Source organism: Gramella jeungdoensis, assembly GCF_023805255.1.
GTDB classification, from domain to species: Bacteria; Bacteroidota; Bacteroidia; order Flavobacteriales; family Flavobacteriaceae; genus Christiangramia; species Christiangramia jeungdoensis.
Window position 1 is genome coordinate 71,158 of sequence record NZ_JAMSCK010000002.1, and the last position, 25,040, is coordinate 96,197.

At 41.5% G+C, this 25,040-nt stretch carries 25 protein-coding genes and 1 tRNA gene; 21 read left to right on the top strand and 5 right to left on the bottom strand.

Features of this window, described 5'->3' with window-relative positions; genetic code table 11:
- Nucleotides 1-111 precede the first annotated feature (111 nt).
- The 13 genes from NE848_RS04530 to NE848_RS04590 all read left to right on the top strand — a co-directional run bounded on the left by NE848_RS04530 (nucleotide 112) and on the right by NE848_RS04590 (nucleotide 9,296).
- Nucleotides 112-513 (top strand): hypothetical protein, encoded by a 402-nt coding sequence (locus NE848_RS04530; protein ID WP_252111035.1) that lies wholly within the window; start codon nucleotides 112-114, stop codon nucleotides 511-513.
- A 42-nt stretch (nucleotides 514-555) separates the two neighbouring features.
- Nucleotides 556-1,182 carry a CatA-like O-acetyltransferase gene (locus tag NE848_RS04535; protein WP_252111036.1) on the top strand — a complete coding sequence of 209 codons (627 nt, stop codon included), beginning with the start codon at nucleotides 556-558 and terminating at the stop codon, nucleotides 1,180-1,182.
- A 69-nt stretch (nucleotides 1,183-1,251) separates the two neighbouring features.
- Entirely contained in the window at nucleotides 1,252-1,683 is a 432-nt protein-coding gene (locus NE848_RS04540) for a hypothetical protein (protein WP_252111037.1), read from the top strand.
- A 166-nt stretch (nucleotides 1,684-1,849) separates the two neighbouring features.
- The gene (locus NE848_RS04545; protein WP_252111038.1) at nucleotides 1,850-2,266 is read left to right on the top strand and encodes a DUF6597 domain-containing transcriptional factor; all 417 of its coding nucleotides are present in this window, start codon (nucleotides 1,850-1,852) and stop codon (nucleotides 2,264-2,266) included.
- 6 nt (nucleotides 2,267-2,272) lie between these two features.
- Nucleotides 2,273-2,680 carry a helix-turn-helix domain-containing protein gene (locus NE848_RS04550; protein WP_252111039.1) on the top strand — a complete coding sequence of 136 codons (408 nt, stop codon included), beginning with the start codon at nucleotides 2,273-2,275 and terminating at the stop codon, nucleotides 2,678-2,680.
- A gap of 108 nt (nucleotides 2,681-2,788) precedes the next feature.
- Nucleotides 2,789-4,177: a vanadium-dependent haloperoxidase gene (locus tag NE848_RS04555; protein WP_252111040.1), complete on the top strand. Its 1,389-nt coding sequence runs from the start codon at nucleotides 2,789-2,791 to the stop codon at nucleotides 4,175-4,177.
- A gap of 177 nt (nucleotides 4,178-4,354) precedes the next feature.
- A complete protein-coding gene (locus NE848_RS04560) occupies nucleotides 4,355-5,674 on the top strand; it encodes a M20/M25/M40 family metallo-hydrolase (protein WP_252111041.1) in 1,320 nt (439 codons plus the stop codon).
- Nucleotides 5,675-5,693: 19 nt separating this feature from the next.
- Entirely contained in the window at nucleotides 5,694-6,116 is a 423-nt protein-coding gene (locus NE848_RS04565) for a VOC family protein (protein ID WP_252111042.1), read from the top strand.
- A gap of 241 nt (nucleotides 6,117-6,357) precedes the next feature.
- Nucleotides 6,358-6,564, top strand: a complete 207-nt coding sequence (locus NE848_RS04570; protein ID WP_252111043.1) for a GDCCVxC domain-containing (seleno)protein — start codon at nucleotides 6,358-6,360, stop codon at nucleotides 6,562-6,564.
- 13 nt (nucleotides 6,565-6,577) lie between these two features.
- Nucleotides 6,578-8,026, top strand: a complete 1,449-nt coding sequence (locus tag NE848_RS04575) for a pyridoxal phosphate-dependent decarboxylase family protein (protein WP_252111044.1) — start codon at nucleotides 6,578-6,580, stop codon at nucleotides 8,024-8,026.
- Between the two features lie 80 nt (nucleotides 8,027-8,106).
- The gene (locus NE848_RS04580) at nucleotides 8,107-8,505 is read left to right on the top strand and encodes a hypothetical protein (protein ID WP_252111045.1); all 399 of its coding nucleotides are present in this window, start codon (nucleotides 8,107-8,109) and stop codon (nucleotides 8,503-8,505) included.
- A 24-nt stretch (nucleotides 8,506-8,529) separates the two neighbouring features.
- On the top strand, nucleotides 8,530-8,901 hold the full coding sequence (locus tag NE848_RS04585) for a nuclear transport factor 2 family protein (protein WP_252111046.1): 372 nt from the start codon (nucleotides 8,530-8,532) through the stop codon (nucleotides 8,899-8,901).
- 209 nt (nucleotides 8,902-9,110) lie between these two features.
- Nucleotides 9,111-9,296: a hypothetical protein gene (locus NE848_RS04590; protein ID WP_252111047.1), complete on the top strand. Its 186-nt coding sequence runs from the start codon at nucleotides 9,111-9,113 to the stop codon at nucleotides 9,294-9,296.
- Between the two features lie 178 nt (nucleotides 9,297-9,474).
- Here the strand turns inward: NE848_RS04590 and NE848_RS04595 are convergent, their stop codons facing one another.
- Nucleotides 9,475-11,952, bottom strand: a complete 2,478-nt coding sequence (locus NE848_RS04595; RefSeq protein WP_252111048.1) for a family 16 glycosylhydrolase — start codon at nucleotides 11,950-11,952, stop codon at nucleotides 9,475-9,477.
- Between the two features lie 300 nt (nucleotides 11,953-12,252).
- Here NE848_RS04595 and NE848_RS04600 point away from each other — a divergent pair, with 300 nt between their 5' ends.
- The 7 genes from NE848_RS04600 (at nucleotide 12,253) to NE848_RS04630 (ending at nucleotide 18,744) form a co-directional block, all read left to right on the top strand.
- Nucleotides 12,253-12,597 carry a TfoX/Sxy family protein gene (locus NE848_RS04600; protein WP_252111049.1) on the top strand — a complete coding sequence of 115 codons (345 nt, stop codon included), beginning with the start codon at nucleotides 12,253-12,255 and terminating at the stop codon, nucleotides 12,595-12,597.
- 101 nt (nucleotides 12,598-12,698) lie between these two features.
- Complete coding sequence (locus tag NE848_RS04605) at nucleotides 12,699-13,421, top strand: CPBP family intramembrane glutamic endopeptidase (protein WP_252111050.1); 723 nt, start codon at nucleotides 12,699-12,701, stop codon at nucleotides 13,419-13,421.
- Between the two features lie 2 nt (nucleotides 13,422-13,423).
- The gene (locus NE848_RS04610) at nucleotides 13,424-14,386 is read left to right on the top strand and encodes an MBL fold metallo-hydrolase (RefSeq protein WP_252111051.1); all 963 of its coding nucleotides are present in this window, start codon (nucleotides 13,424-13,426) and stop codon (nucleotides 14,384-14,386) included.
- Between the two features lie 202 nt (nucleotides 14,387-14,588).
- On the top strand, nucleotides 14,589-15,227 hold the full coding sequence (locus NE848_RS04615) for a fasciclin domain-containing protein (RefSeq protein ID WP_252111052.1): 639 nt from the start codon (nucleotides 14,589-14,591) through the stop codon (nucleotides 15,225-15,227).
- Nucleotides 15,228-15,360: 133 nt separating this feature from the next.
- Nucleotides 15,361-15,996 carry a class I SAM-dependent methyltransferase gene (locus NE848_RS04620; protein WP_252111053.1) on the top strand — a complete coding sequence of 212 codons (636 nt, stop codon included), beginning with the start codon at nucleotides 15,361-15,363 and terminating at the stop codon, nucleotides 15,994-15,996.
- 49 nt (nucleotides 15,997-16,045) lie between these two features.
- Nucleotides 16,046-17,422 carry a S41 family peptidase gene (locus NE848_RS04625; protein WP_252111054.1) on the top strand — a complete coding sequence of 459 codons (1,377 nt, stop codon included), beginning with the start codon at nucleotides 16,046-16,048 and terminating at the stop codon, nucleotides 17,420-17,422.
- A 116-nt stretch (nucleotides 17,423-17,538) separates the two neighbouring features.
- The gene (locus tag NE848_RS04630) at nucleotides 17,539-18,744 is read left to right on the top strand and encodes an MFS transporter (RefSeq protein ID WP_252111055.1); all 1,206 of its coding nucleotides are present in this window, start codon (nucleotides 17,539-17,541) and stop codon (nucleotides 18,742-18,744) included.
- Between the two features lie 9 nt (nucleotides 18,745-18,753).
- Here NE848_RS04630 and NE848_RS04635 read toward each other — a convergent pair whose 3' ends face one another.
- The 4 genes from NE848_RS04635 to NE848_RS04650 form a co-directional block, all read right to left on the bottom strand.
- Nucleotides 18,754-20,385, bottom strand: coding sequence for a sulfatase family protein (locus NE848_RS04635; RefSeq protein WP_252111056.1), 1,632 nt, complete (start codon nucleotides 20,383-20,385; stop codon nucleotides 18,754-18,756).
- A gap of 120 nt (nucleotides 20,386-20,505) precedes the next feature.
- Nucleotides 20,506-22,116, bottom strand: coding sequence for a hypothetical protein (locus NE848_RS04640; protein ID WP_252111057.1), 1,611 nt, complete (start codon nucleotides 22,114-22,116; stop codon nucleotides 20,506-20,508).
- A gap of 194 nt (nucleotides 22,117-22,310) precedes the next feature.
- Nucleotides 22,311-23,051, bottom strand: coding sequence for an energy transducer TonB (locus tag NE848_RS04645; protein ID WP_252111058.1), 741 nt, complete (start codon nucleotides 23,049-23,051; stop codon nucleotides 22,311-22,313).
- A 215-nt stretch (nucleotides 23,052-23,266) separates the two neighbouring features.
- Nucleotides 23,267-23,351 (bottom strand) — tRNA-Leu (locus NE848_RS04650).
- A 123-nt stretch (nucleotides 23,352-23,474) separates the two neighbouring features.
- Here NE848_RS04650 and NE848_RS04655 point away from each other — a divergent pair.
- Complete coding sequence (locus NE848_RS04655) at nucleotides 23,475-24,863, top strand: dipeptidase (RefSeq protein WP_252111059.1); 1,389 nt, start codon at nucleotides 23,475-23,477, stop codon at nucleotides 24,861-24,863.
- The last annotated feature ends 177 nt before the right edge of the window (nucleotides 24,864-25,040 follow it).

Below are 25,040 nucleotides of genomic sequence, written 5' to 3' on the forward strand. Positions count from 1 at the left end.
GCAGCCATTCACATAAAATAATTAATTTCACAGCCTGGGATAAGACGGATCCTAAAGATCAAATGGATCAGGATTCGAAAACATGAACTTGAGCCCGGAAATCTTGAAAATATGAAACTATTGGATACAATTTTTAAATCGACCTATTACTTCTGGGTGATTACAAGACTGGTTTTGTTACTCTTGTTTGGAAGTACCATCACCTATTACGCGAATGAAGAATTAGATGCGGGATCTATCATCGTTGGTGTCTTCATACTTGGGTTCGTGATCTCTTTGCTGATCATAGTCATAAGAAAACTGATGAAAAAAGATACAAAGCCGTTTCTTCATATTTATAATGGCGTCTTCGCGATCATTTTCTCTTTGGGGATCATCTATGTAAGCATTGCCTATTTTGACCTTTCCAGGGGCTGGTGGGTACTATATCTGCCGGTTTGGATACTTCTGTACGGACTCTGGGAACTAACCTATGAAAGTAAAAAGCGAGGTCTGGTTTCGAGTGATTCTTAAATGCGGGAATTATCTAAATTCAATAATGAAGAGATCTGTTAAATGAAAGAGATAGACTATAAGAACTGGAACAGGAGGGAGCACTTTGAGTTCTTTTCAAAATATGATAATCCCTTTTTTGGAATTGTAACAGAGATCGACTGCACAGAGGCCTATGAGCTTTCAAAGAAGAGTGATTTTTCCTTTTTCGCCTGGTATTTACACAGGTCTGTTATGGCTGTGAACAGAACTCAGGAATTAAGACTGCGTTTGCTGAATGATAAGGTGGTAAGTTTTGACAGGATACATGCGGCAACTACCATTGGCAGGGAAGATGGGACCTTTGGATTTTCTCATGTGGAATATTCCGAAAGCTTCAGCGAATTCAGTAAAAGCCTGAAAGAACAAATAAATATCGTTAAGAATTCTACCGGTTTAAGAGCCATAGAGGATTCTGAAAGGCTCGATGTTGTGCATTATTCAACATTGCCCTGGTTCAGGATCACCGGGGTGTCCTATGCCAAGAATCATAATACCGGAGAAAGTGTTCCAAAAATCACTTTCGGGAAATCCTTTATGGATGGGAATGCCCGGAAAATGGCGGTGTCTATTGAGGCTCATCACGGTCTCGTTGATGGGATCCATATAGCCAGATTCCTTGAGGAGTTCCAAAACCTGATGGCCGGATAGAGATTAAAAAATGCTTCTGTTTGGTTGCCCGTAAAAATGATTATTTTTGCAGCCGATATTAATTTTTGAATGAAGATGGCAGACAGTGATTCTCAGCTAACCGACTCAGCGGAAATGAATAAGGAAAGATCGGAGGTTTTACCTAAACTTTATTCCAAAAGGGTGATCTATTCCTTTTCTGTGATCTTTTCCACCATATTCGGGGCGGTGATCCTGATGAGCAATCTTAAACAGGTGAACGATAACCGGGCCAGGTGGGAGGTCCTTATTTTCGGGATCATTTTTACCCTGGGAACTGCACTAACCCTTACGACCATAGAATTAAAGACAAACCTGGGAATTCCCCTGAATATCCTGGGAGGAGTTATCTTGAATGAATTCTTCTGGAATAGGTCAATAGGGAAAGATGCGGAATTCGAAAAGAAGAGCTGGCATAAACCCGCGATCATTTCAGCACTTATTAGTCTACCTTTCGTTCTGGCACTTTTCTCAGCTGCATAGGATTTTTCAGTACAATATTTTCAGAATTCATTAAATGGAAAATCGGGATTTTCAGAGAATTTGGTAAGATTATAATTGTTTTCCCTCCCATCTTTGTAAACGTTTATTGGCTACATTTAATACGGTCTTTTTTATAAAACGTTTATAGTTATTTCCGGCAATAGAGATGATTTTCGAGAATGTTTATCCCTGTGCAGCATTGCAGGAATACGTTAGCCTGTACAGGATACGCCATTTTATCATTCCTTCTAATTTGAGAACTACCCCGAAGCCTTATCCTCCTCACCCTGAGCAGTGCATTATCTTTTATCCCAGAGGGGCAGAGGTTACAAATTTTTCTGGAGAAAATTCAAAGCATACCCGCTCGCGATCTGTTATAGTGGGTCAATTCACAAAACGTATAGACCGTATTAGTATCGATAATGAAATCATGATCATTCTGGTTGTTTTTAAACCGGGTGTACTTCATCGTCTCACCGGCATTCCTTTCAGGCTACTTATCAACATGGCGGTAGATTTGGAGGCCGTTATACCAGTAAAAGCGCGAGAGGTTAATGTTAGACTTAGCAGTTGTGAAACCTAGTAAGAGATGATCGGGGTTATTGAAACATTTTTATTAGACCTAACCGCAGCACCAAAAATGCTCTCCAGACCATCGGATAAGATTTTCGAATTCATGGTAACCAACAGTGGAAAATTCACCCTGGACTGGCTTTCAAAGGAGGCCTGTTTATCTTCCCGGCAATTCGAAAGAAAAGCAAAGGATTATATCGGAATAACCCCTAAGTTATTTGCCCGGATCGCCAGGTTCAGCCAGTCTTATTACATGAGCATGCAGCCTCGCCGGCCCGATTGGCTTGACATATCTCTTTACTGTGGTTATCACGATTATCAGCATCTGGTGAAAGACTATAAGGAATTTACCGGTGCCACCCCAACATATTTTATGAGTGAAGAGTCCAGGTCCATAGAAAGAGCACTGGGATTGAACCGATAAGGCCTAATAAATGTCGTTTTTTTACCACCAGAATATGTCTGGAAATTTCCAATTTTATGTTGTCAATCCCTGCGTTGTCATCCATTTTGTTTAATTAATTCATCAGTTATGAAAACGACATTCAAATTTTTAGGTGGACTAATAATCCTATTTAGTCTGGGGTCTTGTGAAAAAGACGTGATCGATTCTGGCGACGCCGAATTATCTTCAGCCGACATAAAAGGCGTCCAAAACTTCAATAATGGTATGATAAATTCATACAGTAATGAAGTTGTACTTCAATGGAACGAATTATTAAGTCAGTCTATAGACGACCTTATGCCGCTGCCGGCAGAAACTAAGATCTATGCAATGGTCACGCTGGCTATGCACGATGCTTTGAACAACGTTGTTCCAAAATATGAAACCTATGCTCTGGATAATTCAGGTGTTGATGTCACCGGTATTTCCAAAAAGAATATTCATTCCATTTCCGATGCTGCGGTCTCACTGGCGGCAAGGGATATGATGGTGCAGCTTTTCCCGGCATCGACAGCCGCCGCTGATGCCCAGTTAAGTGCAATTCTTGAAGGTATTGAAGATTCTGAGCTTAAAACCAGGGGTGTTAACATCGGTAAAGCCGCCGTGGCAGCCATTCTGGAAAAAAGAGCAAATGATTTTCCGCTGCGTTTTCAAACATATATTGGGGGGACCGCCCCGGGAGAATACCAGGTGAATTATATGCCTTTTATGCTTGCCAATCCTCCAGTATGGCCGGAAAATGCAGCTTACGCTCCCAATATGGGCGAGCTTACTCCATTCGGAATAATTTCGAGTGATCAATTCAGAGACGAGGGCCTTTATCCGTTAAACTCCAGTGAATATGTGGCAGATTATAACGAGGTTAAATCTCTTGGATGTACCGACTGTCCCATGAGAACTGAGGAGCAAACCGAGATAGGTGCCTTCTGGATTGAGAGCAATGCAAGTTCCATGAACCGGCTGGCAAGGACCTTAATAGAGGAGCGAAAACTGGATGGCTGGGAAGCAGCAAGGTTAATAGGTCTTGTAGAAATGGCGGTAATAGATGCCTATATAGCCTCATTTGAAGGCAAGGCCTATTACAAATTCTGGAGACCGGTCTCGGCCATACGCGCCGGGGACTTTGATGGAGTAGATGCTACCGTTGGAGATCTAACCTGGACATCAAGTTTTTTTACCCCTCCCACAGCAGAATACCCTTCAACTCATGCCTATGCCGGAGGTGCTAGTGCAGCTGTTTTCAAATCTTTTTTCAACAGCGATCATGTCAATCTGAATGTTACAAGTCCGTATTATTTACCCGGAGTTGAACGCCATTTGAACAGTTTTTCGCAAATGTCTTATGAAACTGCCATCTCAAGGATCTACATAGGCTATCATTTCAGACATGCTATAGAAGTAGGTGAAAGACAGGGTAAGGAACTTGGGGAATATGTCTTTCAAAATAACCTGAGGGAACTTAAAAAAACTCTCTAGTTCTATCGATATTTTATTTTGGAATAGTCCGGTTTCTAGAGAAGACCGGACTATTTATTTTGTGAGCCCATTTCTTGTAAAAATAAAGTCTTTCCCTTTTTTGTATTTTTATCGGAATAAACCCATTTTGACGGGATTTTCTTTTAACGAACTCCGGAAGGATCTTAACCCATATCAATGAAACTATCAGTGAAAGCTACCTTATTCTTTTTAATTTTTAGTATTCCATTATTCTCTTTTGCCCAGCTTAACAAGGCCGAAAAGAAGATCGTTAAGTCGGTAGATAAGCATACTCAGGAATCTTTGGATCTCCTTGAAAAGGCCGTGAACATTAATAGCGGTACCATGAACTTTGAAGGAGTTCGTAAAGTAGGCGAACTCTTTAAGAAGGAATTGGATGAACTTGGTTTTGAAACAAGGCTCACCTCGGGAGAAGCCTTTGGCCGGGCCGGACATTTGGTTGCTACTCACGAAGGTAAACCTGGACTAAAATTGCTGTTAATAGGCCACCTGGATACGGTTTTTGAGCTGGACAGTCCTTTTCAGGGTTCCAGCATGGAAAATGATTCGATCATGAAGGCACCGGGAGTGGCCGATATGAAAGGTGGCGATGTGGTGATCATACTTGCCATGCGTGCTCTTAAGGAAGCAGGAGTGCTGGATGACATGTCAATAGAAATTGTAATGACCGGCGATGAGGAGAAGAGTGGTGACCCAATTGAACTTTCCAAGAAAGACCTGGTAGATGGAGCAAAAAGAGCTGATGTTGCCCTTGGTTTCGAGAACGGAGACGGGAACCCTGAAACAATTGTGATCTCCAGAAGAGGTTCTTCCAGCTGGAAGCTTGAAGTAAGCGGAAACGCGGCCCATTCTTCACAGATCTTTACCGATAAGGTAGGAACCGGAGCCATTTATGAGGCTTCGCGTATCCTGAACGAATTCTATAGGCAGTTGTCGGCAGAGGAAAATCTCACTTTTAACCCGGGATTCATCCTGGGCGGCACCAGTGTGGACATGGAAGAAGATGGAACCGGAGGTTCGGCATTTGGAAAAACCAATGTAGTGGCGCAGAAGGCTGTAGTTCGAGGTGATATCAGGGCGGTTTCCCTGGATCAGCTGGACAGGGCAAAAGATATAATGAACAAAATAGTCACTGAAAACTACCCGGAAACCGGAGCGAAACTTAGTTTTGACGATGGAGGTTACCCTCCTCTTGCTCCTGCTGATGGGAACAAGAAGTTACTGGAATATTATACTAAGATCAGTGAGGACCTTGGTTTTGGAAAGGTGTACGCGGTTAATCCGAGAAACGCCGGGGCTGCCGACATCTCCTTTACGGCAGGGCATGTTGAAATGGCTGTAGACGGACTGGGCCTTAGCGGAGCCGATGATCATACCGTAAATGAGACCGGTAACCTGAATATGGTTTCCCGTCAGGCTAAAAGAGCGGCTATCCTCATGTACAGGCTATCGAAAAATTCCATGTTTAAGAAATAATTTTCAGCCGAATCAGGATATGGAACCGATAATAGATCATATTCAGATCACAGTGAAAGATCTGAATGCTGCCGAAGCTTTTTATGACAGGCTCATGCCCGTGCTCGGTTTTGATCTTCAGAAAAAATCCAAAGGCCGGGTACCAGAACATGATTTTGAGGTGATAGAATATTATCACCCCAATTTCACTTTTGGAATAAACTCACCAAGGAATGTGTTCAAAGAAGAGAGCATTCATCGCAGGAAACCTGGAGCCTTGCATCATCTTGCCTTCAGGGCGGGAAGCCGGGAGGAAGTAGACAGGATCTATCCTGAAATCAAGGCGGCCGGCGCAATGATCGTGGATGAGCCCAAATTTTACCCCCAACATGGGGAGAGCTATTACGCCCTGTTCTTTAAAGATCTGCAGGGCATAAAATATGAGATCGTTTACGAAGACTAATAACCTGAACAAATAAAATTTCTGAATTTTGAACAGCTTAGAATGAGGTCATCCGGAAAATATATGATTACTGCCTTACTGGCATCGGCATTAGCTTCCGTTTGTTGCATAGTTCCTGTACAGGTCATTCTTCAGATTCAGGTAGAACCAAATCAAGCTGTAATTCTGAAGATGGCGGAAAGGCTGGTTGTTGCAAGGCCTAGTATTTGAAGTTCGGGTAGAAAATCACTAATTGAAGACTATGCAAATTGAATTGAGATCGAAAATCACTTGTCCCGAGTGCGGGCATGAAAAGGAAGAGCTAATGCCTGAAAACGCCTGCCAGTTCTTTTATGAATGTGAGAATTGTAATAAGGTAATAAAACCGAAAGAAGGAGATTGTTGTGTTTTTTGTTCTTACGGAACACGCCCCTGTCCTCCTGTTCAGAAAAATCAAAGTTGTTGCTGAATGTCTTAAATCTATGATTGAAAAAATTAAGGAACTGGAAGCTTTGTCCAGAATTTTAAGCCCTTCCGGGGAGCAAAAAGAAAAATGGAACTCACGGGTACTTCAATACTCAGATTCCTTTCTGAAGGATATTGAAAAAGATAAGGCCTATTATCATTCCGAAGAAAAAGGCAGGGGGATATATGAATTCGATATTAGCGAAGAGCCAACCGAACTTACCAGGCTAATAACTGCCGTAGAAAACAATATTGACAATGCCGGCATTAATCCTGCTTCAGGCGGGCATATGGGTTATATTCCGGGTGGCGGGCTTTATCCTTCTGCACTGGGGGATTATATGGCCGCTATCAGTAACCGATATGCAGGTGTTTTCTTTGCCGCTCCCGGGGCGGTCAGGCTTGAAAATATGCTGCTCAGGTGGATGTGCAGGCTTATGGGTTTCCCTGAGAATTCTGCAGGTAATCTTACCTCAGGGGGATCTATCGCAAATCTTATCGCTATAGTTACGGCTCGTGAAGCCCAGGGGCTTAAGGCCCGTGATTTTGAAAATGCCGTGATCTATCTATCAGAACAGGCGCATCATTCCCTACATAAGGCTATTCGTATCGCCGGTTTATCTGAAGCGCATTTAAGGTATATCCCGATGGATGAAAACCTGAGGCTGTCAGCCACAGCACTTGAAAAAGCGATGATAAAGGATAAAGAGAGTGGTCTTATTCCCTTCTTTATAAATGCTTCGATAGGAACTACGAATACCGGGGCGGTAGACCCGGTAAATTCCATAGCCGATATTGCAGAAAAATACGGACTCTGGTTTCATATTGATGCCGCTTATGGAGGGTTCTTCAAACTCGTACCTGGACTGAAAGAAAAATTTAAGGGGGTAGAAAGAGCTGATTCCATTACCCTTGATCCTCATAAATCCCTTTTCCTGCCATTCGGAACAGGAGCAGTACTGGTAAAGAATAAAGAAGCGCTTTTAAAGGTACATCATTACCTGGCAGATTATATGCAGGATACTCATACCGAAAATGAAGAGATCTCTCCGGCCGATATCTCTCCTGAACTTACCAAGCATTTCAGGGGCATGCGACTATGGCTGCCTTTAAAACTGTTTGGGTTGAAACCCTTCAGAGCAGCACTCGAAGAAAAGATATACCTGGCCCGTTATTTTCATCAGGAGATACAGAAAATTGAAGGTTTTGAAGTGGGCCCCGAACCAGAGCTTTCGGTCGCCATGTTTCGTTATGTGCCCGACGATGAAACCCGGGCAAATGACTTTAATAGAAGGCTGCTGGAAGAAATAAGAAAGGACGGGCGTGTATTCCTGTCTTCTACCAACATAAATGATACCTACTGGATAAGGGTTGCAATACTGATCTACAGGACACATCTTGATAAGATAGAACTCCTTTTGGAGATCATAAAAGGAAAGCTAATTGAACTTAGGAGCTCCGTTTAAATTCTTTAGTTTCCAGTACTGCTAACTTCGGCATTTATTGATAAAACAATATGAAATAAGGACTAAATGCTGTAACTTATATGAGTGAATCAATTGTAAATGTGAATGTTATGAAGATTTCTGGAATAATTAGAATTGGTATCCTGTTAGTGGGATTTATGATCATTTCTTCTGCAGGGTTGAATGCCCAGGTAACAAAAAAGGTGAGAGCGGCAAAGAAGACAGAGGTGAAGTCTTATGAAGTTGTCGTTTCAGATCTGGAGTCTGAAGATCCGGCTGCTGCGCAACAGGCTCTTAAATGGAAAACAGCGAAGAATTTTATGTTAACAAAAGAAGGTAATTTTATTCCTTATTTACCCACAAGGGAAGGTTCTGATTCAGAATCTAAGGATGATATAAGCGCTGCACCGGTTAATTGCGTAAAAATTTCATGCCCGGAAGGTTTTAAACCAGAAGTTGTGTGCTGGGAATGTCATTAAGGAATGCTGTTTTAACTTTAAAAGGTGAGGGTAAAGGATTTGATAAAAGAATGGTTCAGCAAATGGGAGGAAGGTGATTTTCTGAATTTACCGGTATCAGATAACTTCTCACATATAAGTCCGTATGGAACCATTACAGGAAAAGATAAATACATAGAGTTGGTAGAAACTAATAAAGATAAATTTCTTGGGCATCGTTTTGAATTGCACGATGAGCTTTATGGAGAAGAGAGGGCCTGTGTGCGTTATACAGCCATTCAGGATGATTTTTCTCTAGAAGTAAGCGAATGGTATTATGTGCGCGATGGCCTCATTGAGGAAATTGTCGCCTATTATAACATTGAAGGGGAAATAAGCGAGGATAGAAAGCTATCTAATCCGGAGGCTTTTGAATAGACTAAAATGGTCAAAATAGGGCTTTGTTTTGACAGGATTGAAGCTCTAATAAGCTGAAAATGAAAATCTACATTAATATTTTTTTTGTAGGAAATATCTTTTGGAATTTAAAAAATGTGTAAGTTTACTTGCCAAATCTAAGTCTTAGCCTACTAACCGCGTTCCCTACTCCGCAGCTTGCGAGAGCTGAGACCACTAAACTTTAGAACATGAATAAAGTTCGCATTATCGGGTTAGGGGTTATAATCACAGGTTTTCTTACCGGGTATTTCTTTAAAGATTCAGATGTTTATATGTTTTCGGGAATGCTTATCGGCCTTGGGATAGGCTGGGCAATTACCGGTAAACTTCATGTAAGGTCACGAAGGAATAAAGTTTCCGTGGAATCTGAATGACCCGCGCTTAGGTTAAGTTCAACCTGTTTTCATTTAAAGACCGCTCTGGTTTTACACGATATTCATTTCTACATTTTCAACAGGGAAATTATAGTTTTGAAGATTTTCAAATTATCTAAAACAATAGGTAAAACCCAGGCTTTTAGAAAGCCTGGGTTTTTATTAGAAATTTCAGAAACTACCTTTTTACAAGCCTCAGCGTTTTCGTCTGGTTCTTATTATTCTCTACTTTTACCAGATACATTCCGTTAGGAAAGTCAGAAATGTCGAATTCTCCTGTATCGTTACTTAGCTTTCTCTGGAACATGAGCTTTCCGCTCATATCATAGATACTTATTTTGTTAAGAGCTTCCATGCCTTTCATCGAAAATTCAACAACACTCCTTGTCGGGTTAGGTGACATAAGGAAGTTTAAAGTGGTTACTTTTTTAGTCCCATCTTTTGATAATGTGGCATCACTTTTCTGAACAGAGGCTTTTTGAGCACCAGCCGTACAGGTTATTACATTACTGCTGCTATCATAGATCAAACTTGAATGTGATACAGCATCTACACAAAGCTCTACTGTTACACTTCCTTTTGCACTAGCCTGGGTTTGCAGGACCGCTGTACCATCGGTTCCGGTAATCGCCGTAGCCTGCTCGCTAAAACTTCCCGAGAAAGTTCCCGATATACTGGCTCCTTCAACCGGATTCCCAAGATCATCAATAACTGTGACGGTAGCAGTCCCATATTTTGCTCCCTTACCTGCATCTGCCGTACCGGTTGTTATTGAAGTTACATACATACTGGTAGCACTGCCTGTATTTTCTCCTGTAACATTTACACTAGCTGAGGTCGTACTTGCATTATCATTATCGGTAGCCACCGCAGTAATGCTTGAAGAACCTTCAGGAACCTGCCAGTCGATAGAGTAAGGTTGAGAATTGTCTGATCCAATACTATTGCCGTTCACAAAGAATTCAACGAGATCCACCGTTCCGTCAGCATCGGAAGCGTCTGCAGTTATGCTTATGGTAGAGCCGGTGCTAAAGCTTGCTCCGTCTGAAGGATTGGTGACAGAGACAGCCGGGCTTTGGTTTGAAGCACCGCTATCTGCATTATAGCTATCCAGATTATCATAATAGTAGGTGTCACCGGTAAAGCTGTTCGAGTTGAATAGCAGGATCATACTTTGAACACCGGCGTCTGATGCCGAAGGATCGGGTTCATCCATAAGATCGAATTCCAGTCTCTGCCAGTTGTTATTCTCTTTGATCGTAGCTACATATCGGCTATGTCTTCCCGTGGGATAATTGGTAGAAGTAGCATCGGCGGTTTCCAGTTGCAGGATTATTTCAGTTCCTATGGGAGCATTGGTATACACATCTATATAGAACTTTTTGTTCTTTAATACATATTCTGAAGCATCAGTAATATTAGTCACATCGTAAACGATAAGATCATACTGTTCTCCACTGTTACGTACATACTTTCCGCTTAGAGCACTGCTGTTTACAGGATTTGGTGCCGGGTTATTCACTTCGGTCAAAGTTCCGGTGGAAGAAGAAAAAGTAGCGGTGGCAGGATCATCAAAATTCTCAAATGAAAAAGCCTTTACATAAGGTGGCTCTACTTCTACAGCCATGCTTAGTGATTGACTGGTACAGCCATCGTTAAAAGAAGCCGATACGCTTCCGCTTTCAGAGCCAAAATCTATAGTTACCGAATCGGTTCCCTGGCCGCTAACTATGCTTGCGCCTGAAGGTACGCTCCACGTGACATTTACCCCTGAAGCCAGATTGTCAAGAGAATATATGACGCCCGACTCCATATTAGAAACCACCGATTCGCCATCAATAGAAGGCTTGAACCCGTCATAAACTCTCACATAATCTACTTCCATGGTTGCAGGAAGCATGCTGTCATTAACTTCACCTCCAAGGTTTCCGCCAACCGCAACATTCAGCAGAAAGTGAAAATCCTTATCAAAGGGCCAGTTGGCAGGTGAGATATCCTGGGTGGTTTTAGTGGAATATAGAATTCCATCCATATACCATCGTATCTCACCCGGTTCCCACTCAATGGCAAATTCATGAAATTCATTATAGAATACGTCATTCTGGAGTTTATAGGTATTTCCCTGTGACTGGTTATCGGGATACGGGTCTCCATAATGTATATAGCCAAGGATCTCATCAGGATTGGAGGCGACATACTCCATAATGTCTATTTCCCCGCTCTGAGGCCAGGTGCCGTAAAATTCATCGGTGGGCAGCATCCAGAAAGCTGGCCATAAACCATCGCCTGCAGGTAATTTTATAGAGGCTTCGAACCTTCCATAAGTGAAATCGGCTTTCCCTTTGGAATTTATCCTTCCCGAGGTGTACTGAGAGCCTCTAATGCGTTCCTTTCTGGCCGTGATCTTTAGAGTGCCATTGCTCACTTCAACATTGGCTTCCTGGTAGGATTGCAATTCATTGTTCCCCCATCCGCAGATATTCTGGTCACAACCATCCCCGATCTGATAGGTCCATTTTAAAAGATCAAGGTCGGTGCCGTCAAACTCATCCTGCCAGATAATATTAGGACACTGTGCCGTGAGTGACTGTAAACCGAAAATCAGTAAAATTAAAAAAGCATAATTTTTTAGCTCTTTTATTGTAGAATTGTTCATAATAGTAGGGTTTAATTGTTAGTAACGCATAAAACTATAGGTATGCTTGTCAGACTCCAAAATATGCGCCTCTACATGACCTCTACATTAGCTGTGAATCGGGCTTTTTTGACCAGATTTAACATAATTAGGTGTAAAAAAGAACTGACTTTAAGGATTTCCCCGAATTTAGGATCACGCTTTTTTTGATCGGATTTGTCACAAATTAGCCATTAATAAAACTAAGATCGGCGAGATTTAAGCTTGCTTTTTCTTAAATTGAATATCAAATTATAGGATTATTGATTCAAAAGATTGATCATGGCTTATGATGAATTTTTAGCTGATCGGGTTAGGCGCATTCTAAAGCAAAAAGCTGTTTCTTTTGAAGAGAAGCAAATGATGGGCGGTCTCTGCTTTATGGTAAACGATAAAATGTGTGTGGGTATTGTGGCAGATCAGCTTATGGCGAGAATCGACCCAGGAATTTATCGGGAAGCCCTTAAGAAGAAAGGCTGTAAAGAGATGAATTTTACCGGAAGACCAATGAAAGGATTTGTTTTTGTTGAACCCGATGGGATTGATACTGAAGAGGAGCTTGAATACTGGACTGGGCTTTGCCTCGATTTTAATCCTAAAGCAAAATCTAGTAAGAAAAAACACTGATTTAGTTTTCGCTTAAATAACTCTCAAATCTTTTATTCAATTATTTCCTTAAGTTTATAGAGCCTTTTTCAAAGCATACTGAAGGAGTTTAAAAATTATAAATGATCGGAATTCTTTTTGGCCTTGCCATTTCCTGGGGGATTTTGTATTTGTTTGAAAAAAGAAGTCTTCTGGCTCTTGGCATCCTGCCCCCCGGTAAAAGATCTATGCAGTTCCTTATAGGATTCCTTGTAACCGGTATCCTGTGTATTGGGGTACAGTATCTTGAATTATTATTAAGTGCGGGACATTGGAAACTTAATGAGTCTGCTACGGCAGAGCTGCTTCTGAATATGTTCTGGTGGGATTTTAAATCGGTATTCACTGAAGAACTATTATTCCGTGGAGCAATTCTTTTTATTCTGATAAGAAGAATTGGCGCCTTTAATGCCATTCTTTTTTCGGCAATGGCTTTTGGGATTTACCACTGGTTCTCATTTGGAATTCTGGGGAATATAATGCCTATGATCATTGTTTTTATTGGAACCGGGATGATGGGTTATGCCTGGGCCCTGGCATTCCACAGGACAGGATCCATGGCCATGCCTATTGGGTTTCATCTGGGGTGGAACTTTACTTTCAACAGTATTTTTTCAAACGGCCCACTGGGAGAAGGTCTTGTTCTTACTGATGGAGGCCATGCAATAAATGACTGGTATTCGCTAATTGGGCTTATGCTGGTGCCCGTAGTCGTGTTTCTGGTCGTTAAATACCTGGTGCCTTCGGTTCAGGATAGATCCTTATCTTCAACAAAAAGCTTTTCAATCTCTAAGGCCAATCAATAGAAATGAAAAAAATGAAAATTTTCCAGATACTAATTCTTTTAATAATTATCTCAAGCGAAGTTAACGCCCAGAATTTTACTATTCCTGACTCTGAAAGATCCGGAGTTTCTTTAATTGTCCTGGGAACCGTTCAGGATGGAGGCTCACCTCATATTGGATGCAAAAAAAGCTGTTGTGCAGCTTTATTTGAAGAGCCTGATAAAAACAGGAAAGTGGTTTCCCTGGGAATAGTCGATGCTTCGAATGATGCTAAATATCTTTTTGAAGCTACGCCAGATATCATCACCCAAATGAAAGCTCTGGCGCAAATGAGTACCTCCCCACAAAAGGAAGTTCCAGACGGGATCTTTCTTACCCACGCTCATATTGGCCATTATACCGGGCTTATGTATCTGGGGAAGGAAGCTATGGGAGCAAGAGATGTAAAGGTCTTCGCCATGCCAGAAATGAAAAACTTCCTTGAAAATAACGGGCCGTGGAGTCAGTTGGTTTCAGGCGGGAATATCAGTATTTCTCCCATTCAGAACCAAATTGAAGTAAGTCTTTCTCAAGATTTGAAGGTGGTTCCGCTAAAGGTTCCCCACCGTGATGAATATTCAGAAACTGTAGGCTTCAGGATCATAGGCCCGGATAAAACCGCCTTATTCATCCCCGATATTGACAAATGGCATAAATGGGAGAGGGATATTAAATCCGAGATAAGGAAGGCAGATTATGCATTTCTGGATGCTACATTTTATGATGCTGCCGAGATTAATAATCGTGATATTTCCGAGATCCCGCATCCGTTCATCATAGAAAGTATAAGCCTGTTCAAAGATTTTCCTGAAGAGGAAAAGAAGAAAATATACTTTATACATATGAATCATACCAATCCGGCACTTGATGTAAAAAGTGAGCAATATTCTGAAATACTAGGGCAGGGCTTTAATGTCGCTCGCATTTATGATGAGTTTAAACTCTAGGTAGGATTCATTTTTTTCTTTTTAAAGGAAGCTTACCGGTAAGTTGAAGCATTCCCAGTAGATTAAATTCTTTTCTTAACTCTTTTTTCATTGGGTTGATTATTCAAAAACGTATTTTGTTTAAAAAAAACGTTAAAAGATTAAACAAAACAATCAAAAGTTATATCTTTATGGAAATTAACTAATTGAAATTAAAGTTGTTATGAAGAAAATTATTTTAAACTCTGTTTTATTGCTCTTTTCCGTGGTGCTATTTACAGCCTGCGAAAAGGATGATCCTTCACCGACAGATCCTAATAGCTCTGATCTGGCTATCTATGAGGTAATGGACCTGTATACCGGTATAAATGATAACGGAAAAAAGCCCGCGCCTAAAAAAGGTGATGATCCTATTGCTGTGATCGCCCAGCAGGGTGGATTTGACGAGTTGGTTTCTGCTCTTGTTTATGTGGACTCCGAACTTGGTACAGGTCTAGTAGGTCTATTTAGCAGCGATGATGACCAGTACACTGTTTTTGCCCCTACCGATGATGCATTTGAAGCTCTGTATGCTGCATTAAGTACCGATGAGGCCGTAGTGGATGAGATTACCGATCTTCCTGCCGAACTCGTACTGGATGTGCTTTTATACCATGTAACCGATGGTAGAAGAGCTGCAAACAGCGTAGTGCCACCCAGAAACTATAAGTATATCACCACTCTTCTTGGAGAAGAATTTCAGGTTAATACAGACGCCGAGATCATGGCCATAGGAAGTACTGCCCAGATCATTGCGGCCGATGTTTCAGCCTCTAATGGAATAATACATGTTATTGACGCAGTATTATTGCCTATAAATTAATACCCTCTATTGTTTTCATTTATTTTCATTAAGAGGCTATCCATCCCGGGTAGCCTTTTTTTATATGGTTTTCCAAAATTTGCAAGCTAAATTCAATATCTTTTTATTTCAATTTAGCCGGAACCATCTTAATATGAAAGAAACAGAGAATACAAGGGCAATATTCAATAAATATGCTGAAGGATATCAGGATAAATATATGGATGTTGGTCTATACCATGAGTCCCTTGATCTGTTTTGTGAAAATTTGAATAGTAAGCAGACTGAAATTCTGGAAATTGGCTGCGGCCCGGGGAACCTTACAAAATACCTGCTTTCTCTGCGCCCCGATCTTAAAATTCTGGGAATAGATCTTGCTTCTAAAATGATCGATCTCGCAAGGCAGAATAATCCTGAAGCAGAATTCCGTACTATGGATTGCAGGGATATAAGCCAGTTAAACCAAAAATTTGATGGTATACTCTGCGGATTTTGTCTCCCATATTTATCTCAGAAAGAAACCATCAAACTCATCGAAGATATGTTTGCGCTGCTTAATCCGGGTGGAATAGTTTACTTAAGCACTATGGAAGCCGATCACAAAAAATCGGGATATGAGGGTTCATCTTCAGCAGAGGAAAAACTTTATATAAATTATTATGAGTCAGATTATCTTTTAAGAAACCTGGATAAGCAGGGCTTCAGGATCATTAAAATTTATACCCTGGAAAATCCTGTAAATAAAGAGGGTATCCGGGATCTTGTAATAATAGCTAAGAAAATATCCTAACCTGTGTAACAAAATTTCATGATGGAAGTCTATTGAAAAAACTACCATCATGAGATACAAATTACTTCTTTCAATTTTTCTTTTTGGCAATTTTGTGTGGTCACAAATGCCAGCTGAGCTTACCAATGCAGAAAAAGTCTATGGACTTTCCCGTTTCTGGCAGGAGGTGAACTATAATTTTGTTTATCTGGATAAAGTGGATCGAGCGGCCTGGGATGATTATTATATCCAGCTTATTGATGAGGTACAGCACACGCAAAACGACTATGAATATTACCGTTTACTGGAGAAATTCTCCGCGAAGCTTAAGGATGGACATACGGATATCTATATGCCCGAGGCTGTGCGAAACCAGTTGACCGATACCGATTTTGGAGAATATAAGATCTACCTTACCAATATTGATGGAAAGGCTATCGTTGCTGGAATCAATGAATCTAAAAGTGAGGAGATCCCTGTGGGAAGTGAGATCCTGACTGTAGATGGAATTGAAGCCAGTAAGTATATAGATCAGAATGTAAAACCTTATATATCTACTTCTGCAGAACATATTCTTGAGGATTGGGGAGTCTCAAGAATGCTTAGGGGCGTCATTGGAACATCGGTTGGTATCGAATATCGTACTCCGGAAAAACAGATTAAAAATGTTCTTTTGACCCGGGGAAAAGCTATAGAGGATAAGATGGTGCCAGAGACAGGTTCCGGTGAACTACTGGAATTCAAATGGCTTAACAAAACCACGGCATACCTTGCGCTGAATTCTTTTGGTGATAAAGCTATAGTTAAAATGTTCGAGGAGAAAATTCCCGAAATAGCTAAAGCAAAGAGTATTGTCATCGATCTCCGCAATAATGGTGGCGGTAATACTGATATTGGGGTTAATATTCTCAAATATTTTGTGAAGGACACTGTTTTATACGGTTCGCAATCTTCCACCAGGAAACATATTGCTACATATAAAGCCTGGGGAAGATGGACTCAGGAAAAGGATACTATTGGAAATCCGGGAGCCAGGGATACATATCTTGCAGCTAAAGATCTGTTAATCCATGATTTTGATAATCAGCCATGGAAGATCGAAAGACCTGAACAGATCTATGTTATTCCCATCGTCATTCTATTTGGGCATAATACGGCATCTGCAGCAGAGGATTTCCTGATCTTCGTGGAAAATCAGGAGCATATGGTTACCATTGGTGAACCCAGTTTTGGCAGCACCGGCCAGCCTTACGTATTCGAATTACCAAAAGGAGCTGCGGCAAGGGTGTGTACCAAGAAGGATACTTATCCCGATGGTCGGGAATTCGTTGGTTATGGAATACAGCCTGACATTCTGGTAAAGAAAAAACTCGAGGATTTTATCAATGATAAAGATCCGGTTTTGATAGAATCCCTAAAATACCTTTCGGATAATAGATCCTTGTAAAGCTGAAAGGAATAAGGAAGATTTAGTTTTATATCTTTGAGTTTTAAAATTTAAAGAGACCACAGCCTTGATTTGGTTGAGGTCTCTTTTTCGTTTTCAGGATTTAAAAATTCAATTTGACCGGACTATTTAATTTTTTCAAAAAGAACAGAAAGGAAGTAGGCTTTGGATGGGTGCTCACTTTTCTGTCCAGCTTCGGGCAGACATTTCTTATTTCTATTTATGTGCCAGAAATCCTCAGGACTTTCTCAATTTCAAACGGACTCTTTGGGAGTGTCTATGCGGTCGCCACGGTAACTGCATCAGTGATCATGCTTTCCATAGGCCATATGGTAGACCATAAACCGGTTAAGCGAATAACGGCCCTTACTCTGGCCGGCCTTGCGTTTTCATCTTTTTTACTTGGTATCTCCCATCTCAGTATCGCTATACTTATCATCGCGCTTACGGGATTAAGATTAACAGGCCAGGGACTTATGAGTCACATAAGCCTTACTGTAATGTCCAGGCACTATGATCTGGACCGGGGGAAGGCGCTTAGTATAGCTTCACTTGGTTATGCGGTTGGCGAGGCTGTTTTTCCATTGTTCATTTCCACACTTATTCTGTGGTATGATTATGAGATCGCGGCAATGGCAAGTGCGGCTTTCCTGTTATTATATTTGCTAAGGCTTTATTTTCTGGATCTTAAACACTTTGACAGGGATCTGGCTTTGACTAAAAAGCCTTCTGCCCTTTCTCTTTTAAAAGACTATAAAGACCTGTTGAAGAAAAAGGTTTTTTTCATACTTATGCCAGTTAGTTTCGCCTTGAGTTTCACCATTACTGCCGTTTTCTTCTATCAGTATGTGGTTGTTGAAGATAAGGGCTGGTCGGTATCGCTATATGCCAGCTTTTTTACTGCATATGCTATAACCAGGGTGGTCTTTTCCATTCTTGGTGGAGTGCTGGTCGATAAATACTCCGGAAAGCAGATGTTCCGGATCTATCTTATCCCGTTTACAATAGGTCTTATTCCGTTTGCGATTTCAGACAGTATTTTTGGTGCGCTGACTTTTCTTATCCTGGCCGGAATAAGCGTGGGAATGGCAGGAACTATAAAATCAGCGGTCCTGGCTGAAGTCTTTGGCGTTGAAAAACTGGGAACCATCCGGAGCGTTTTCACCATGTTCATGGTAATGAGTACGGCTCTTGGCCCGTTGATTTTCGGAAGCCTGATGGATATGGGTGTCGAATTCCAGACCATACTAATATTTACTTCGGTTGCACTGGCCTTTATCATTCTAAATGCACAACGTATCAGGAAAATTCAGCATGGCTGAAAAAGTATATTAATTTACCTTGAAAGCTGTAGTGGTACGTGGTTCTATGGTCTCAATGTCATGATCATTATACTTTAAGAATTTCGCTTTAAGCCGTTTTACAGTTTCCCCGTATTCCGGTTTATCTATAAGATTATTTTCCTGTCCAAGATCTGTTGAAAGATCATAGAGTTCTGTAGCCTGGTTTTCACGGTCCACCATGAGGACAAGATCGCCTTCGCGGATGGCACCATCAAAAGCAAACCCGGCCTGGTAAAGAACAAATTCATGCAATGGCTCATTTTCGGGCTGCTTCCCGGTAAGGATCGGCAATAATGAAGCGCTGTCTTTTGCCTGGTCTTCCTCCATATTCTGCTGTGTAAGTTCATACATGGTTGCAACCCAGTCATGGCCTACGATCAACTGGTCTGAAACGCTTCCCGGTTTTATGACCGAGCCGGCCTCGGTTCCATCTCCCCATTTGGCGATGAAGGGAACACGGTGCCCGCCCTCATAAATCGAGGCTTTATAATCCCGAAGCGGCCCATTATTGTCATGGGAGGGATCTCCATAATGGGTTACCCGCGGCCAGAGTGCACCATTATCACTGGTGAAAATAATAAGCGTATTTTCGAGGATGCCTTCTTCCTTAAGTTTTTCTATGATCTTCCCCACCTGAAGGTCCAGTTCATACAGCATGTCTGATGTAACTGCACCCGTTTTTCCATAAACCTGTTCGTCTATGGTTTCAGGATCTCCGTCAAAATCGAAAGGAGGAGTATGGGGAACGTGTATGGCTTGAGAAGCGAAGTATAATAGAAAAGGTTGGTCTTTTCCCTTATCCTCGTTTTCCTTAACATGATGATCAATGAATTCAACCGCTCCATTAGTTAGTATGATTCCTGCCTGGCTGGAGTCATAATTCACGTCGCCCCGTGCGGGAACATTTCCCGCCTCAACTATTTCCGAAAGTCCGTTATCGCTAACCCGGTAAAAACCATTTTTAAGTAACCTCGTACTTTCGTTGGTTGCCGGGCTACTTAGGTCTGCCGGCCTGTATTTGCCATTTTCGAAATAAGCATAAGGCTCATGCTGGATTCCGCTTAACAGCCCCAGCCAGTAATCGAAACCATGGTTGCTAAGGGCGTCATCCACGCCGCGGCTGTAATCCATGGTGTTCAGTTTATTTTTCTGCCGAATAACCTCTCCTTTCTCATTATAGACATTTCCCCCAAGATGCATTTTTCCGAAAAAGGCTGTTTTATAACCTGCATCCTGCATGATCTCTCCTACGGTGATATGTCTCCCTGCTTTTGTTCGGTCTCCGTTAAAACTAAAACCGGAACTATTGTTCACGTCCCATGAACCGCCAGGACGACCGTTGCGGTAGGGATAACTTCCGGTAAGCAGACTAAAACGTGAAGGAGCACATAAGGCCGCGGGAGAATGAGCATCTGTAAATCGCATTCCCTGCATGGCAAGACTGTCTATATTTGGAGTGGGTACGGTTCCTCCATCTATTCCCAGGTCGGCATAGCCTACATCATCGGCCAGGATAAAGACCACATTAGGTAGTTTATCTATTTTCTTTTGGCTAATTGCATTCAATGAGAAAGAAAGGCTTATTAGGAGCAATATTTTATATTGTAGGGAGGATTTCATAATGATTTAATTTAGGGTCAACAAAATAAGAAAAATACGCCGCTTTAAATATTTTAAAAATTTGAAACGGGCGACAATGGTTCAATGCCGCCCGTTCCTATAAATGAGACTGAAAAAATCTTAGTCTATAACGATTATTCCAACCAGGTAAACCACTTCAACAAGTTCACCTTCCTCATATTTTTCTTCGAGTATCAGTCCTGTGCCCGGAGCATAATATTTCAGTTCGTACACATCTTCTTCAAACGGGTTGATGTCTTTTGTAACCAGTACGTTCTCAAAGGTGCCAAGGTCGGTTGTCACTGTTTCATCTATGGCAATCACTTCGGCAAAATCTTCCGCTTCTCCTGCATACCATTCCTGGTAATAGATCTGACCCACAAAAGGATTTCCAGGAAGCCAGTAACCGGGTAAGGCTCCATCTACGCCGGCCTCCCACGAGCCTTCATTATCGATGAAATTTCCTTCTTCATCATAATTTTTAGAGTCTTCTCCAAAATACCATAGGTTTCCGTCCTCATCCTGGGCGAGCCAGTCATCGGTATCCTCTATAATCACACCATCTTCCATCACATAATCTCTCTGTATGATGGTGGTTACTCCCATCACAACTTTAGTTTCGGTCTTTCTTTCTATAAAGATCACTTCAGAAGGTTCTTCGGGAAGTTCTCCATCTTCAAGTTCGTAGCCTTCATATTCATAAATATGACCTGCTGGAGGGCCATAATATGGATTGGTAATGTTAGTGGGATTTGAAAATGCTGCTTCCTCTATATCCGGAAGGTCTTCAGGAGGTTCTGAATCACCGGCATCACAATTAAAGAAAACATGCTCATATTCTACATTTTCATCTCCGTTAAACTGGTCTTCGATATCTTCTCTGCTAAGACTTCCACTTACTTCTATCTCTTCCTCTATGGAATAAACTCCTTCCCATTCCAAAAGTCTTAAGGTGTAGTCTATATATTCTTCATCGTCATCGTAGATCTCCAGGTCGGGTAGAACTAGACAAAGAGGATCGGCAAAATACTCTCCATCTTCATTAATGCCGGTTACACTAATTTCTTCTTCATAAAGAATATTATCGCCTATACTAATTTCAACAGCATACCTCGCAGGATAGTGCCTGCCATTATCATCGCAATAATTTGCGAAGAAACAATACTGGAACAAAGGAATAGCATCCAGCTCAAAGAAAAGATACCCATACTCGTTAACGTCCCTGTTGTCATAGCACATAACCGGGATATCCATATAAGGTTTGGTGCCTGCCATAAGTTCTATATTCATGGGTAGCGGACTATCGGAAAAGGCGGCCATGTCCCCATCTATTCTTGGAGCCAGCCACAACAGGTCTCCGGCTTCGTTATAAACTGCAAAATGATCCAGGCCATAGGTGCCGGGAGGCAGTTTTAGGCCGGGAGTATCCCTGGTGAAGAGCTGTCCGGGTTCCAGATCGGCTCTAAATGGTGCACTGGGATCTCCGAGCATTTCTGTGTCTCCCTGCATTAAAATTAATTCCACATAAAAGGGAGTGTCATCAGAACAGTCAGGAACATCAGAAATAGACTGTTTTAGGCTTGATCGATTCATCATATCCAGGATCACGGTGTTAAAGTTAAGCTGCACCTGGTCTTCTAATTGGATGGGATCATTCTCTTCTCTGCTGCAGGAAAAGAACAGCAGCAGGCAGAGCATTAAGCACACCTGCTTTAGGTTGAAATTTTTCATCACTATTTGGTTTATAAAAGAATGGTTGTATACACAATTATGGCAAACCGGGGCGAAAAAATGCAATGTAGATAAGCAGTCTTCCCAAATTTATTAGATGATCGGGAAAATAGGGATGGGGTAAAACCCCGATTTTTGTATTCGATCAAAAGTAAATTGAAGTAAGAGGTTTTGAACTGAAGTTTTGAAAATTTCTAAATGCCCGGCTCAATTTTGAAGACTATAGGTAACGTATAGGATACGTTCACCGGTTTGTTCCTTTGGTGTCCCGGGGTCATTTTAGGGATTAATTTCACCACTCGTATGGCTTCTTTCTCGAGTGCCTTATGGGGCCCACGTGCACGAATATCGGTGACATCTCCCTTATAATCTATCTTAAAAACTACAATTACCCTGTTAATGCCTTCAAGACCCAGGTTAGCACCAAGATCGGTATCAAAATTTTTCTTTACCAGCTCCTGGATTTTATCAGACATGCATTTCTTTTTAGTATCATTTTCAGTCTCGTTCTCGCAACCAGGATAAACAGGGGTGTTGGCAATAAAAACAAAGGGCACTTCTTCGATTTTTTCCTCTGTTTTTTCTTCAACTATGGCCTCTACCGGTATCACTTTCTCCATGGGGTCATCTAGGCTGGTCTCGGTAGACTGAATTTCCGTCTCTTCAACTTCCAGTTCATCATCTATTACTTCTATAATTTCCGGTACAGGAGGCGGAGGTGGTGGAGGCATATTTTGAGGCTTTAGTTGAGTAACGGGGGGAGCCTCTGTGATGCTCATATCTATATTAAGTTTTTCATTGGTATACTCGGTGTCCTGTTTGAAAGACCATTCTATTCCAATATAAGTGATTCCCAGGCTTACGATTAATCCTATTTGAACGAATATAAGTCTGTATTTGGCAAGATCGGCCTTTGGATTTTTCTTAGTTTTCATAACTAAAATTTTTAAAGGCTAAAACCCGGGTTATCCCGTATTTTTAGTCGCAAAAAGCCTGAATAAATTATGACGAAAGTGAAATTATTTCCATTTTATTTAAAAGCGGATTTTTTTAAAACCTGAAGCTCATTTTCAAGTTATTAAGGAGAGTGGAAAATGAGATGCTTAAAGTTTTGAAAATAAAAAAGCCGACTTAAAAAAGTCGGCTTTTCTGGTGCGGGTGAAGGGACTCGAACCCCCACGCCGTGAAGCACTAGATCCTAAGTCTAGCGTGTCTACCAATTCCACCACACCCGCAGTCCTTTTTGAATTGGTCACTTAGTTTTCCTAAGCGGATGCAAATATAAACATAAGTTTTAAATAACAAATAGCTTCGCGAAAAATTATTCCTAACTTTACGAAAATTCGAAAAAAGCCTATATGGATAGTATAAAAGATTACGTTGAAAATAATAAGGAACGTTTCCTGGCCGAACTTAAGGGGCTATTGAAAATTCCTTCTATTAGTGCCGATCCCGCTTATAAAAATGACATGCTAAAAACGGCTGAGGTAGTGAAAGAGAACCTGCTCGATGCAGGTTGTGATCTGGCTGAAGTATGTAATACGCCCGGCCATCCTGTAGTTTATGCCGAAAAGATCATCGATAAAAGCCTGCCTACCGTTCTGGTGTATGGTCATTATGATGTTCAGCCGCCAGATCCTCTTGATCTCTGGGATTCACCACCTTTTGAACCTGTGATCAAGGAAACAAAGATCCATCCCGAGGGAGCAATCTTCGCCAGGGGCGCCTGTGATGATAAAGGGCAGATGTACATGCACGTGAAAGCCCTGGAATATATGACAAAGAATGATGAACTTCCCTGTAATGTGAAATTCATGATCGAAGGTGAAGAGGAAGTTGGGAGTGAACACCTGGAATGGTTTATAAAAGAATATAAAGATCGTCTTGAAAATGATGTGATCCTTATATCCGATACCGGAATGATCGCTAAGGATGTGCCTTCTATTACTACCGGCCTGCGTGGACTTTCCTATTTGGAAGTTGAGGTGACAGGAGCGAACCGGGATTTGCATTCTGGACTTTACGGTGGAGCCGTTGCCAACCCTCTGAATGTTTTAAGCAAGATGATCGCATCGCTCACCGATGAAAATAACCATATCACTATTCCCGGATTCTATGATAAGGTGGAAAACCTTAGTGATGAAGAAAGGGAAAAGATGGCCGAGGCTCCTTTCGATCTTGAAGAATATAAGGAGAAACTGGATATTGATGATGTCTACGGTGAAAAGGGCTACTCTACTCTCGAAAGAGGCTCCATAAGACCAACACTGGATGTAAACGGAATGTGGGGAGGTTATATTGGTGAAGGAGCCAAAACTGTCCTCCCGTCAAAGGCCTATGCGAAAATCTCCATGAGACTGGTGCCCGCTCAGGACTGGAAAGAGATCACCAAACTGTTCAAAGAGCACTTTGAAAGCATAGCGCCAAAGGGAGTAAGAGTGGAGGTGAAACCACATCATGGTGGTTATCCATATGTAACTCCAATAGATACCACAGGTTACCAGGCAGCCAGTAAGGCCTATGAAAAGACCTTTGGAAAGACTCCTATACCTCAGAGAAGCGGTGGAAGTATACCCATAGTTTCGCTTTTTGAAAAAGAGCTTAAAAGCAAGATTATTTTAATGGGCTTTGGCCTTGATACCGATGCTATTCACTCTCCAAATGAGAACTTCGGTGTTTGGAACTATCTGAAAGGTATAGAGACCATACCATGGTTCTATAAATATTTTACTGAAATGAGTAAGTAATTAAAGCGAATCGGTCATCCTTAACTTGTTTCAGGATCTCTATATTTAATTGAGAAGCTGAAACAAGTTCAGCTTGACGAAAATTTTAAGCGAGGTCATTTCTCTCCCGAAGAATCGGGAGAGAAATCTGATTAGGGATTAGATTTCTCAGTCGCAGGACATCTTCGAAATGCCCCG